This is a genomic window from Epibacterium sp. MM17-32 (assembly GCF_022348205.1).
GTDB lineage: Bacteria > Pseudomonadota > Alphaproteobacteria > Rhodobacterales > Rhodobacteraceae > Epibacterium.
The window spans coordinates 64,310-77,187 of the sequence record NZ_JAKRFC010000002.1; the positions used below are offsets into that span (position 1 = coordinate 64,310).

The 12,878-nt window shown below is 63.7% G+C and carries 12 protein-coding genes; 2 read left to right on the top strand and 10 right to left on the bottom strand.

Features of this window, described 5'->3' with window-relative positions:
• Nucleotides 1–42: 42 nt before the first annotated feature.
• Nucleotides 43–1,656 (bottom strand): ankyrin repeat domain-containing protein, encoded by a 1,614-nt coding sequence (locus tag MHM88_RS03220; RefSeq protein WP_239359924.1) that lies wholly within the window; start codon nucleotides 1,654–1,656, stop codon nucleotides 43–45.
• 157 nt (nucleotides 1,657–1,813) lie between these two features.
• On the bottom strand, nucleotides 1,814–3,439 hold the full coding sequence (locus MHM88_RS03225) for a GMC family oxidoreductase (protein WP_239359926.1): 1,626 nt from the start codon (nucleotides 3,437–3,439) through the stop codon (nucleotides 1,814–1,816).
• Between the two features lie 471 nt (nucleotides 3,440–3,910).
• Here MHM88_RS03225 and MHM88_RS03230 point away from each other — a divergent pair, with 471 nt between their 5' ends.
• Complete coding sequence (locus MHM88_RS03230) at nucleotides 3,911–5,032, top strand: Gfo/Idh/MocA family protein (RefSeq protein ID WP_239359928.1); 1,122 nt, start codon at nucleotides 3,911–3,913, stop codon at nucleotides 5,030–5,032.
• Nucleotides 5,033–5,233: 201 nt separating this feature from the next.
• On the opposite strand, the gene MHM88_RS03235 is transcribed toward MHM88_RS03230, so the two are convergent.
• Genes MHM88_RS03235 through MHM88_RS03260 form a run of 6 tightly spaced genes read right to left on the bottom strand, consistent with a single transcriptional unit; the run spans nucleotide 5,234 to nucleotide 10,672 of the window.
• Nucleotides 5,234–6,007, bottom strand: a complete 774-nt coding sequence (locus MHM88_RS03235; RefSeq protein WP_239359930.1) for a LamB/YcsF family protein — start codon at nucleotides 6,005–6,007, stop codon at nucleotides 5,234–5,236.
• 9 nt (nucleotides 6,008–6,016) lie between these two features.
• On the bottom strand, nucleotides 6,017–7,033 hold the full coding sequence (locus tag MHM88_RS03240) for a biotin-dependent carboxyltransferase family protein (RefSeq protein WP_239359932.1): 1,017 nt from the start codon (nucleotides 7,031–7,033) through the stop codon (nucleotides 6,017–6,019).
• On the bottom strand, nucleotides 7,030–7,782 hold the full coding sequence (locus MHM88_RS03245) for an allophanate hydrolase subunit 1 (RefSeq protein ID WP_239359934.1): 753 nt from the start codon (nucleotides 7,780–7,782) through the stop codon (nucleotides 7,030–7,032). The genes MHM88_RS03240 and MHM88_RS03245 overlap by 4 nt, the downstream gene beginning before the upstream one ends.
• 5 nt (nucleotides 7,783–7,787) lie before the next feature.
• Nucleotides 7,788–9,083, bottom strand: a complete 1,296-nt coding sequence (locus tag MHM88_RS03250; protein WP_239319065.1) for a TRAP transporter large permease — start codon at nucleotides 9,081–9,083, stop codon at nucleotides 7,788–7,790.
• Nucleotides 9,084–9,092: 9 nt separating this feature from the next.
• Entirely contained in the window at nucleotides 9,093–9,641 is a 549-nt protein-coding gene (locus tag MHM88_RS03255) for a TRAP transporter small permease (protein WP_239359936.1), read from the bottom strand.
• Nucleotides 9,642–9,700: 59 nt separating this feature from the next.
• A complete protein-coding gene (locus MHM88_RS03260) occupies nucleotides 9,701–10,672 on the bottom strand; it encodes a TRAP transporter substrate-binding protein (protein ID WP_239359937.1) in 972 nt (323 codons plus the stop codon).
• Between the two features lie 201 nt (nucleotides 10,673–10,873).
• Here MHM88_RS03260 and MHM88_RS03265 point away from each other — a divergent pair, with 201 nt between their 5' ends.
• Entirely contained in the window at nucleotides 10,874–11,395 is a 522-nt protein-coding gene (locus tag MHM88_RS03265; RefSeq protein WP_239319058.1) for a winged helix DNA-binding protein, read from the top strand.
• Nucleotides 11,396–11,440: 45 nt separating this feature from the next.
• Here MHM88_RS03265 and MHM88_RS03270 read toward each other — a convergent pair whose 3' ends face one another.
• Nucleotides 11,441–12,094, bottom strand: coding sequence for an energy-coupling factor ABC transporter ATP-binding protein (locus MHM88_RS03270; RefSeq protein ID WP_239359938.1), 654 nt, complete (start codon nucleotides 12,092–12,094; stop codon nucleotides 11,441–11,443).
• Nucleotides 12,081–12,875 carry a cobalt ECF transporter T component CbiQ gene (cbiQ, locus tag MHM88_RS03275; protein ID WP_239359941.1) on the bottom strand — a complete coding sequence of 265 codons (795 nt, stop codon included), beginning with the start codon at nucleotides 12,873–12,875 and terminating at the stop codon, nucleotides 12,081–12,083. The genes MHM88_RS03270 and cbiQ overlap by 14 nt, the downstream gene beginning before the upstream one ends.
• Nucleotides 12,876–12,878: the final 3 nt, after the last annotated feature.

Sequence of the window (12,878 nt, forward strand, 5' to 3'; positions counted from 1 at the left end):
GCGACAGTGGCGGGGGCGGCGCGGGTGCTCACTGCCCCGCTGTTACGGTCCCTCTTGCAGCAGGACCCGTGTCACATCTTCGGAAAACTGCCGCGGTCGGCCTTCCATGATCACGGTGTGAGGGTCGGTCCGATCCCGCCGCACCGCAGGCATGCCGTGTTGCAACAGGACCTCTGCGCAGCCGCTCCAGTCCCCGCCTTCGACCGGACGATTGAGGGAAGCCCAGCAGAGCGTACCAGACACGTCATCCCCGAAACCATGCTCGGCACGCCAGGACGCCCCCCGCTCCAGCAGAAATCTGGTGAGCTCCCTGTCGCCCCGGAACACAGCTTGGTTGAGCGCACTTGCCGACCAGTCCCCGCCGATCGCTTCGATCGGCCAGCCGAGGTCCACCATGACCCGCACCGCAGCGGTTGCCCCGGCGGCGGCCAGCTCCGGCAAGAGGCGCAGATCACGCTCCTGCAACCGGGCAAACAGATCCGGGGCGTCGTCCAGCAACGCGCGTGCCGCGTCCAGGTCAGCCGCCGCACAGGCGGCAAGGAACTGATCCGTCTCTGACAGCTCCGCAGTGCCGCCAAGCAAGGTCGCCACTTCGGCGAGCCCGTGACGCAGGGCAAACGCCGCAGGTGTCATCCCCTCCTCATTCGTGGTGTCGGGATCGACACCTGCATCGAGCAAAGCTTGAAAATGCGACAGCGAACGGCGGCGGCGAATGGCGTGAAAATACAGACCAGAATGCGACAACTCGGGCGCTCCGGCGGCATGAGACAGCAGCATTTCAAAGGTACCGAGGTCATCAAAATCCAGACAGCGAAACAACGCGTTTGTCCCAGACACCTGCGCGCCCGCCGCCAGCAGCAGCGCGGTGCAGTTGGGCCGATCCAGCGAATGATAGAGCGATTCATTGTCATTCGGATCGGCTCCGGCAGCCAGCAGCAGTTGCGTAGCATCCGGGTCAAAACTCACCCCAGCCGCCCCGTAAAGCGCCGACAGAGGCGCTGTTGCATCCGGAAATTCGACAGACGCCGGTGGCCAGCGGCTTGCGATGGACTGGTTCGGATTTGCGCCTTCGGCAAGCAGCAGCCGGATCACGTCGAGGATCCCGGCGCGCCTGTCTGCAACCGTCAACAGACCGGAGTGACAGGCTGCAACCAGGGGCGGCAAGGACAAAGGCCCGCCCGCCGCATGGATCCAGCCCCAGTCGCGGAGGATCGCCGCGCGCACGGCCTCGACGTCGCCAACTGCGCAGGCGGTTGTCGGGCAGCCCGCCTCGATCTCCGGGTATTGCGTCAACAATCGTTCGGCGAGAGCCGGTCGGGATCTGTTCATGCCGCCAACAACCTCGCCGGCGTAGACAAAGCCCAGGAAAGCACGCCGCAGCGCTGACACATCACTGGATCTGAGCCGGGCCGCCTCGACAAAGGCTTTCAGGTCTCCCCAGGACGCAAAGCCATATTCACGCGCCAGGCAGGATTGTGCGTCATGCAACCGGTAGCCGGCTGCCGCAACCTCTGCCTGCGACAGGCCCCTGGCCGCGGGCAGGGATTGGCGCAGGCGCTGCAAGGCTGCGATGTCTTGCGCGCGATAACGGGCGTGCAGCTCCTTTGCCTGTCGGCGAAGCTGAGACAGATCGGGATTTTCGGGAAGCAGGTTCATATTGACCTCCGTGCAACTGGCGCCGACGACCCGCAATCCGGCAGCACAAAGGTTCATGAAACATGGGCGTTTCGCGTCAAGTGGGCTCTGCCCTTCCCGCGGGTCCGGATGCAGCTTGAACCGCACGGAGGGACAGTAGTCAGCCAATCAGAGACTGTCAAACCCTGAGCTTGGCGTTCGCCGCAATCAGATCTGCGGCCTTCTCGGCAATCATGACAACCGGCGACGCGGTATTGCCAGAGACAATACGCGGCATGATCGACGCATCCACCACACGAAGGCCGTGCAGCCCATGGACCCGGAGTTCCGGATCCACCACCGCCCCCGGATCGGTGCCCATCTTGCAGGTGCCAACCGGGTGAAAGATGGTTGTCGCGATGTCGCCGACGGCACTCAGGATATCCGCGGTGCTATGGCAATGCGACCCGGGCAGGATTTCCTGCGGCGCGTAGCCGGAGAGCGCCTGCGCCGTCATGATGTTTCGCACCTGTTTGATCGAAGCCAGCGCAACCGCCCGATCGCTTTCGGCCGACAGGTAGTTCAGGCGGATTTCCGGCTGTTGTGACAGATCGGTGCTCTGGATGTGAGTTGATCCCACGCTTTCAGGCCGCAGGTTGCACACCGAAACCGTGATCGCAGGGAACGGGTGCAAAGGATCCCCCAGCTTGTCGGTTGACAGAGGCTGCACATGATACTCCAGATCCGGGGTCTCAATATCCGGGCGGGATTTGGTGAACATGCCGAACTGGCTCGGCGCCATGGACATTGGTCCACTGCGGGTCAGGCCGTATTGCAAGGCGATCCGGGCCTTACCAATGAAACTGTTCGCCATCGTATTCAGGGTTTGGGCATTCTCCACCTTGTAGACGGTGCGGATCTGCAAGTGATCCTGCAAATTCTTGCCCACCCCGGGCAAGGCATGCGCGACAGAGAGGCCCTGGTTCGCCAGCACGTCCGGACAGCCGATCCCCGACAACTCCAGCAGTTTGGGCGAATTGATTGCGCCTGCGGCCAGCAGCACCTCCGCCCGTGCAGCGGCGTGATGGGTCTGCCCCCGCCGCTGATAGATCACGCCCGTGACACGACGCCCCTCAAGAACCAGCCGAGCGGCATGTGCTTCGGTCACGACATGCAGGTTCGGACGTTTCATCGCAGGGCGCAGGAACGCCTTGGCCGTGTTCCAGCGCACCCCTTTGTGCTGGTTCACTTCGAAGAACCCCGACCCTTCGTTGTTGCCATCGTTGAAATCCGCGCGCGGCAGGATGCCAAATTCAGCGGCGCCGCGCTGCACCGCGTCGAGGATGTCCCATTTCAGACGCTGGCGCGCGACCTTCCACTCGCCGCCAGCGCGATGCATGTCGCTGTCGCCCGCGTGATGATCCTCGGATTTCAGAAAATAGGGCAACACGTCCTCCCAGCCCCAGCCGGGATTGCCAAGCTGTCGCCAGAGGTCATAGTCAGCCGCCTGCCCGCGCATGTAGATCATGCCGTTGACCGAACTGCATCCCCCCAGCAATTTGCCCCGCGGGTAGGTAAGGCTGCGTCCATTGAGCCCCGGTTCCCGGGCCGTCTTCATCATCCAGTCGGTGCGGGGGTTGCCGATACAGTAGAGATACCCCACCGGAATGTGCACCCAGTGATAGGCGTCGCTCTTGCCCGCCTCAAGAAGCAGCACCCGCCTCTTCGGGTCAGCACTCAGCCGGTTTGCCAAGACACAGCCCGCGGTGCCGCCCCCGACAATGATATAGTCGTAGGTATCATGCGACGAGGAAGACTGCGGCATATTCATCTGACCTTTGCAAAACCACCGGGCCTCGTGGGGCACGACTGCGGGACCGCGTGTGGAGACCTGCACGGGCATGTCCCGCACGCGGCCCAGGATGGGCTCTGTTCAAGTAGTGCGCGAGCACGGCGCACTCTGCAAGAGGGCGCGCCCTGTTGTCGATGAAGCCCCCAATGTAGCGCCCCGGATGTCGCATACCGCCGATACGCGGAGCGCGCGGGGTCGAGTCCCTGACGACCGAGATGCAAACGTTTACACACGCGTAGTTCTCTGCTTAGGTTTCGACTTAAATGTTTCCATCGAGCCCCCCATCCAAGATTGGGCAAGTTGGTGCGGGCCTGCACCCAAGGGCCTTTCCTTGGCTGCGGCGCAACGGGCGGGTCGACATTTTCACACATCTGGGTGCACTCGGATATACGCAAGTCGAGGGCTTTGCCGGAACGCGGCAACACTGAGGAGGACGCTTGGCCGATGACCAAACCTGAAAAACGACTGAAACTTGGCATGGTGGGCGGCGGTCAAGGCGCCTTTATCGGCGGTGTGCACCGTATCGCGGCCCGGATTGACGGCAAATGGGATCTGGTGGCGGGGGCCTTGTCTTCCGACGCCAGCCGCGCGGCCGCGTCCGCGGCAGAGCTCGGGATCGCGGGCGAACGCAGCTATACCTCTTTCGAGGAGATGGCCCGCGCCGAAGCCGCCCGCGCGGATGGGATCGACGCAGTCGCGATCGTCACGCCCAACCACCTGCATGCAGCGCCTGCGATCGCCTTTCTCAACACGGGTATTCATGTGATTTGCGACAAGCCCCTCGCCGCAACACAGGCGCAGGCCGAGGCCCTGAGCCAGGCCGCGCGGGCATCGGATGCGCATTTCATCCTGACCCATAATTATACCGGCTACCCGCTGGTCCGCCTCGCGCGTCGCATGGTTGCCCGGGGCGATCTCGGGACGCTCAGGGTGGTTCAGGTGGAGTATGCGCAGGACTGGCTGGCCGAAGACACGCAGACCAAGCAGGCCGACTGGCGCACCGACCCCACCCGTGCAGGCGCAGGTTCGATCGGCGACATCGGCACCCATGCCTATAACCTCATGTCCTTTGTGACCGGGTTGAAACCACAGGCGCTTCTGGCGGAGTTGCACAGTTTCGTGGCTGGGCGGGCCGTGGATGACAACGCCCACATCCTGTTGCGCCTGCAAGGGGGCGCTCGCGGTAATATCTGGGCCAGCCAGGTGGCGATCGGCAACGAGAACGGCTTGCGCTTGCGCCTGTACGGCGACAAGGGCGGGCTGGAATGGGCGCAAGAGGATCCCAACCGGATGTGGTTCACCCGCTTTGGCGACGCGCCGCAGCTGCTCACACGGGGTGCGGGCGAGGCCACCGAGGCCACGCGCGTCCCACCGGGCCATCCGGAGGGCTATCTCGAAGGGTTTGCCACCCTCTACGGCGACGCCGCCGAGCTGATCTCCGGCCGCGATACCGGTGCCCTCTTGCCCGGTCTACAGGATGGATTGGACGGGATGTGGTTCATTGCCGCCTGCCTTGAAAGCTCCCGCGCTGGGGGCAGATGGGTGGTACATCCCGAGGCCAGCTGACGCTTGCCCGACCAGGGACAGGGCGGGTGGCCACTACGGGTGATTTCACGCCATCCGGACGTTTGGAACCACACGGTCCGGAGCGCAGTGTACTGAGGGGGCAACTGCCCCCCTTGAGGGCACTGCGCCCCGCCTATTAGCAGGAATGCGCGTTTTTCACAGTGCCCTCAGTTCGATGGTCGGCGAATGCCGCCGCAGCGCCTAGAGCACGGCACCGTCAAATTGGCGCAACTCAACACCATCTTCCTGCAACGCCTGACACACCGCAGCCGCAATCGAGACAGCCGTGGGCGTGTCCCCATGCAGGCAGATCGTGTCAATCCGGGTCTCGATGCGCTTGCCGCTCTCGGTAATGATGGCCCCCTCGCGAACCATTTCGACCATGCGCTGACCGGCGCGGGCGGGATCATGGATCACGGCGCCGGGCTGGCTGCGGTCGACCAGGGTTGCATCATCATTGTAGGCCCGATCGGCAAAGATCTCGCAGGCCGCCGCACAGCCAAGATCCTCGACCGCTTTCTGCTGGGCGGTGCCTGCCAGCACCATGATGATGATGTCGGGCGCAACCGACAATGCGGCCTCGTAGCAACAGCGCGCCATCTCGATGTTCTCAGAGGCCATATTGGCCAGCGCACCGTGCAGCTTCAGGTGGCGCACCTCGCCACCGGCGGCGCGCGCCATGCCCTGGGCCGCCCCGAGCTGGTAACGCACCATATTGGCCAGCGACGGAAATGGCACCTGCATGCGTTGACGCCCGAACCCGTGCAGATCGGCAAAGCCGGGATGCGCGCCGATCCCGGTGCCCTTGGCGGTCGCGCGCTGCATCGTCGCCGCCATCACGTCCCAGTCACCGGCATGGAAACCACAAGCGATATTGGCCGATGTGACAATGTCCAGCAGTGCCGCATCGTCCCCCAGCGTCCAGGCTCCGAAGCTCTCGCCCATATCCGCGTTCAAATCGACGGTTCGTGTCATGTCAGCTCCTTACAGCACGTCTTCGTCACCGGCGATCACGCCGCTGATCAGTTGGTATGATAGCAGATCCGGCATAGTTCTCGGGTCACGGATCAGCGGAAACCGCTGGCGCGCAAGCCCCGCGCGACGTTCCGCGTCCTCGCGCTCGGCGGCCAGCGCCTCCTCCAGAGACACGAACTGAAACCGCAGCGGCGCCCCGGCGGCAGCCTGGGCCAGCACCGGCAAGTCACAGGGCAGCACCGTTCCGATCCGCGGATAGCCGCCGGTCGTCTGACACTCGGCCATCAGCACAAACGGCGTACCGTCGCCGGTGATCTGGATGTCTCCGGGCACGATCACCTCGGAGAGCACGGTGCGCCCTCCCTCCAGCTCAATGCCCCGGCCCTCGCACTCCAGCGGCACGCCCATCCGATTGCCCCGGGCACTGCGGCGAAACGCTGTCGCCTCGAAGCGCGCCAGCTCCGCTGCCGGGAATAGCTCGGTTTGCAGGCTGGGCACCACACGGACAGAACCGCCGTCAAAGCGATCCGGGCGCGGCAATCCAAACCCGGTGTGCGTCCCCTCGTCCGGCCCGATGATCAGGACGTCGCCCGCGGCCAGCAGGGCACCGATACCGGCACTCAAATGGGCCGATCCCGCCCCGAGACGGGGCGTCGACGCAATCCCGCCGCCGACATGCAGATACCCGTAGCTGCCCGAGGTGGCCGCCCCAATGCTGAGGCGCGCCCCGGCGGGCAACAGGTGACTGGCGTTCCACGCCACCGCAGTGCCATCGATGGATGCCCGCATCGGGGCTCCGGTCAGGGCGATCCGCAGATCCTCCTGCGCCTCGAACTCGCCCCCCCTTGCGGCCATCTCCAGCGCCGCATACTCCGCCGATTGTCCAAGCAGCGCCGCGCCCTCTGCCAGCGCCAGACGGTCCATGGCGCCGCCACGGGACAAACCGTATTCGAGCCAGCCCGAGCGGCCCGCATCCTGTACCGTCATCCCGGGCCCGGCTTGCAAAATGGTGAGTGTCCGGCTCATTCCAAAGCCTCCGCACTGGCGCCGCCCAAGGGGTCGCGGCGCAGGGCCTCTAGCTGCTCGGCCTTGATCGCCGCGAACTGGACCTCATCGCCGGGGCGCAACAGGAACGGCTCGTCCGCCTCTGGTCGAAACAACCGAACCGCCGTCTGTCCCACATGCATCCAGCCGGTTGGTGTCGACACCGAGAACAAAACCAGCTGCCGGATGGCAACCGCCAGCGCCCCCTCGGGAATGCGCGAGGTCAGCTGGCTTTGGCGCGGGATGTCCCAGGCTTCGGGCAGCTCGCCAAGATAGGGCTGTCCCGGCGCAAAACCGATGGTCTGCACCCGGACCCGCGCCCCGGTGAGGGAGGCAACCGCCTCCTCCTCGCTGAGACCAGTCGCCGCCGCAGCCTGTGGCAATTGCGGCGCAAGCTCGGTGCCAAAAACCGCGGGAATACGCCACAAGCGCCGCTTGCCGGGCAGATCAGCACCATACCAGTCCCGCGTCCGCAACAGTTGCTCCAGTCGGCTGCGCAATGTGGCGTGATCGAGGTGGACCGTGTCGAAGCGCAGATAGGTGGACACCAGCGAGGTCGAGACCTCCTCGATCCCCTCCCAGCTTTCGGTGGCAAGCGCGGCGCGGAATGCCAGCGCCGCGCGATTGGCTGCCTCGCTCAGACGCGCGCCAAAACTGACCAGCATGCCATCGACGCCAACGGTCCTGATCTTGGGAAAGCGCTCCTGCATATCGCTGCGTGTCTCTGCCATCCGGGTCACATCTGCTCCGGCAGGTAGGTGACGATGGATGGGAACACCACGATCAACACCAGTGCGAGGATCATCAGGAAGAAGAACGGCAGCGCCGCCCGCGCCACGGTCAGGATGTCGCGCCCGGTCAGCGATTGCAGGACAAACAGGTTGAAGCCCACCGGCGGCGTGATCTGCGACATCTCCACCACGATCACCAGGAAGATCCCGAACCACAGCGGATCAATACCGGCTTCCAGAACCATCGGCATGATCACGGAGGCGGTGAGCACCACCACCGAAATCCCATCCAGGAAGCAGCCCATGATGATGAAGAAGACGGTGAGGGCCGCCAGCAGCGTGAAGGTCGACAGCCCCTGTGCGCCGATCCATTCAGCGAGGCTGCGCGGGATGCCGGTGAACCCCATGGCCACGGTCAGGAACGAAGCGCCCGCCAGGATGAAGGCGATCATGCAGGAGGTCACCGTCGCCCCCATCAACCCGGAGACGAAGCTTTCCCGGTTCAGCGAGCCCGACACCCAGGACAGGCCCAGCGCCAGCACCACACCTACAGCCGCGGCATCGGTGGGGGATGCGATCCCCGCATAGATCGACCCGATCACGCCGCCGATCAGCAAGAGCACAGGCAGCAGGCGGCGGGCGCGCATCAGCCGCTCGGTCAGGCTGGTCCGCATGTCTTCGATCGGCAGCTGGTCGCGGTTCAGCAGTGCCCAGATCACCACATAGCCGACAAACAGGCCCACCAGCAGAACCCCCGGCAGGACACCTGCCACAAACAGCCGGGCGATCGACTGTTCGGTGGCAACGCCATAGACGATCAGGATGATCGACGGCGGGATCAGCAAACCCAGCGTGGCGGAGCCTGCCAGCGTGCCAATGACCAGTTTCTCCGGATAGCCCCGACGGGACAGCTCCGGGATCGACAGTTTGCCGATGGTGGCCGCGGTTGCGGCCGAGGATCCGGACACCGCCGCGAAGATCCCGCAGGCAAAGACGTTCACATGCAACAGCTGCCCCGGCAAGCGGTTCATCCACGGTGACAGGCCGGTGAACATGTCCTCGGACAGACGGGATCGGAACAGGATTTCCCCCATCCAGATAAACAGCGGCAACGCGGCCAGGGCCCAGGAATTGCTGTGCCCCCACATTGTCGTGGCCATCACCAGCCCCAGCGGGGCTTCGGTGAACAGGGCCATGGCGGCGATACCGACGCCCAGGAGCGAGAAGGCCACCCAGAGACCGGAGCCGAGAAACAGGAACAGCAGCAATAGCAGAATGATGGAAAGCGCGGTGATCGACATCGGAACCCCCTATTCGCCCAAGAGATTTTCGCCTTTTCCCTCCCAGGAGGGAAAAGCACCGCGCAGGACGCAGACCAATTCGTCGGCCAGCGCCAGCGTGAGGATGGCAAGACCCAGTGCGACCGGGCTCTGCGGCAACCACAACGGGACCGAGACCATGCCAGCGCTGCGATCACCGAATTCCAGCGATTCCAGCAGCAGCAACCCCATGTACCAGGTGGCATAGCCGCTCATTACAAGGGCAAGGCCAATCACCACGATTTCAAACAGGCGACGCACGCGCGGCGACAAGGTGTTGGTCAGCAAGGTCACCCGGATGTGGCCTCCTGCACGCAAGGCATAGGCCAGCGCCAGAAAACTCGATGCTGCGAGGAAAAAACCGGTGAAATCCGAATAGGAGGGAATGGTGAGCCCCACTCCGACACCCCAGATCGCCGCAGACACCTTGTCCGCGAGGTTCAGGATCACCTGCGCAAAAACCAGCGCCACGATGGCAACGATGAAGAAAGCTGCCAGCCCCCCCGCCGCACGATAAATCAAATCAAGCACAGGCCGCATGGTGCCCTCCCCCTGTCCTGCCTGCGGGCGCGCCTTGCGCACGCCCGCAGATCGTTGGTTTATTGCTGGTAGGCGTTCAGAAGCGAGGCGCCCGCCTCACCAGCGTCGGCTTTCCAGCTTTCCAGCATTTCCTCACCAATGCCGCGCAGCCCCTCGATCAGCGCGTCGGACGGGGCGGAGACGGTGATGCCGTTTTCCTTCAGGACGGCCACTTTCTCTGCCGTTTCGGCCTGGCTCATCTCCCAGCCGCGGGCCTCGGCCGCCGCTGCCGCGTCCAGGACGGCGGTGCGGGTATCTTCATCCAGACGGCGGAAGGCCCGTTTGTTGACCACCACGATATTCTTCGGAATCCACGCCTGAATGTCGGTGTAATGGGTCAGGAAGTCCCAGGCCTTGGAGTTCACGCCGGTCGAAGGCGACGTGATCATCGCCTCGACACGTCCGGTGCTGAAGGCCTGCGGGATATCGGGCACTTCCACCTGTGTCGGGGCGGCGCCCGCGAGGTTGGCAAATTGTTCAAGTGTCGCATTGTAGGTGCGGAACTTCAGCCCCGCGAGATCCTCGACACTGGTGATTTCCTTGGTGGTGTACAGCCCTTGCGGCGGCCACGGCACCGCATAAAGCGCCATCAGCCCCTGCTCATCCAGCAGCTCGTCGATGACATCCTTCTGCGCTGCCCAGAGGCGCTCTGCCTCTTCATAGCTGGTGGCCAGGAACGGCAGCGAGTCCGCCCCAAAGGCAGGGTTGTCATTGGCCAGCAGGGACAGGAAGAATTCCCCGATCGGGACCTGGCCGCTGCGCACGGCCTTGCTGATTTCCGGATGCTTGAAGAGCGAGCCCGCGGAATGGACCTTGATTTCCAGTTCGCCGTCCGTCGCCTCTGCGACATCGCTGGCGAATTCCGTGATGTTGACGGTGTGGAACGTGGCATCCGGATAAGGTGTCGGCATGTCCCATGTGGCGGCCTGAGCCGAAATTGCAGCGCCAGCAAAAGCCGCAAGAGCGCCGCCAAGAATACGAGTGATCTGCATGTTGTCCTCCCAATGCGATTATTGAATTATTGATGGCATTACGTTGGCATTTTGTCAACGTTTCGCAAGTGTAATCGCATTGAGGCGTCAACCTGGGCTCTGTTTTTGCCTCTCGGGCTGCTTGATCTCATTGGAATGATGTAGTTTTATACAAAGACGCCAGCGAAACGCTGACGTTTTGTGCATTTGGAAGGGGCCACCGTGACCAGCAACACTCAGGACGGGCGCCGAATCGTATCCTCGCGCCATCTCGCCGAAGGAGAAGGATGGGAACTGTCCGAGCTGGAATTCGGCATGATCGTCGCCTACAACGCCTTTTCGCGCTGGATGACCCGCTGCATGGCCGCCGCCGGTCAAGCGGACCTCAGCCCGCTGGACATCCTGATCCTTCACAATGTGAACCACCGCGGCAAGGACAAGCGCCTGTCCGACATCTGCTTCCTCCTCAATATCGAGGACAGCCACACGGTGAATTACGGCCTGCGCAAATTGCTGAAGGCGGGGTTTCTGACGTCCGAGAAGCGCGGCAAGGAAGTGTTCTATCGCACCTCCACCGAAGGCGCGGCCCTGTGCGACACCTACCGCGACGTCCGGCGGCAATGCCTGCTGGACGGGCTTGCGGGGGCAGAACTCTCGGGCAGCGAATTACGAGACCTTGCCCGAAGCCTGCGGGCCCTGTCGGGCCAGTACGATCAGGCCAGCCGGGCCGCGGCCTCGCTTTAGCCGTTTGGCCTTTGGTGGCCACTCCTGCGTTGCGATGCCAGCCGGTCAGCCAACGCGATGCAAGCGGCCACCGGTCAGCTCGAACCCCGTTGGCGCGATCTCGGCCCGAAATCCAGCATCATGGCTGACCAACAGGCAGGCTTGCGGCAGGCTCTTGAGGATCTCCACCAACCGGGCCTCGTTTTCGACATCCAGCGCGTTGGTCGGCTCATCCAGCAACAACACCTCCGGCTCCATCGCCAGCACCGTCGCCAGCGTGATCAGACGCTTCTCCCCGCCCGACAGCCGGTGGGTGATCCGGTCCCGCAGGTGGCTCAGCCCGATCTGCGCCAGCACCTGATCGACGATCTCCAGCGCTTCGTCACGGCTTTTGCCCAGGTTCAAGGGACCAAAGGCGATGTCTTCGGCCACGGTCGGGCAGAACAGCTGATCGTCGGGATCCTGAAACACATAGCCGACGCGGCGGCGCACATCCTGAAAGTCGCTTTCCTGCCTGCGGGCTTGCCCGAAGGCGATGACCTCGCCCTTTCCCGGCGACAGCAAGCCCACAATGAGTTTGAGCAAGGTCGATTTCCCCGCGCCATTCGGCCCGATGATCGACAGCCGTTCGCCGGGATCGAGCGACAGGGACACATTGCTCAGAACCGGGGGCTGCCCGGGGTAGGTGAAAGACACGTCGTTGAGTTCAAGCAAAGGCATGTCGAACCTCGATTCCGATCAGCACCAGCACACCCGCGACCATTGCTGCCACAAAGAGCCAGTCCTGACGGGTTGTGCGAAAGTCTTGAAGCAGGACGAACCGCCCGGTGAAGCCACGGCATTTCATGGCGCCCAGCACACGTTCAGAGCGCTCCAGCGCCCGCACCAGCATCATCCCCACCAGATATCCAAAACTGCGGTAGGTGTGCCAGTTCGTGCCCGGGCGAAATCCGCGAATTTTCATCGCGGCACGCAGGCGAGTGTATTCTTCGCGCAGGGTTTCGATGTAGCGGATGGTGAACATCAGCAATTGCACCAGGCGCTCGGGCACCCGCAGCGCCAGCAGCCCGTGCCCCAGGGTCACCGGCTCCATCGATCCGGCCAGACACATCAGTGCCAATATGACTGCATTGGCGGTCAGCGCGATCTCCACCGCCTGCCAAAGCCCCTGCCATGACGCCGCCATGCCAAACAGGGTGAACATCGGCGTCCCCGGCACCGTGAAGGGCAGCAACACCAGCATGAACAGGATGAACCCGTCCATCCCTGCCATCCGCTTGAGAGTGCGCCGCACCGGCAGTCCCGACAGCGGCAACAACAGCGCCGACATCGCCACCGCGCAGACCAGCGCGGCAAGATCGGAGAGCGCCACCACCACCACGGCAAACACCACAGCCACCACGATCCGCACCCGTGGATCCAGGTCCATGATGCCAGACGTGGCAAAGCTCCCCCCCGTCGTCCGCAGGGTCTTTTCGCCAGAGGTCAGCCGGTGACCCATCGT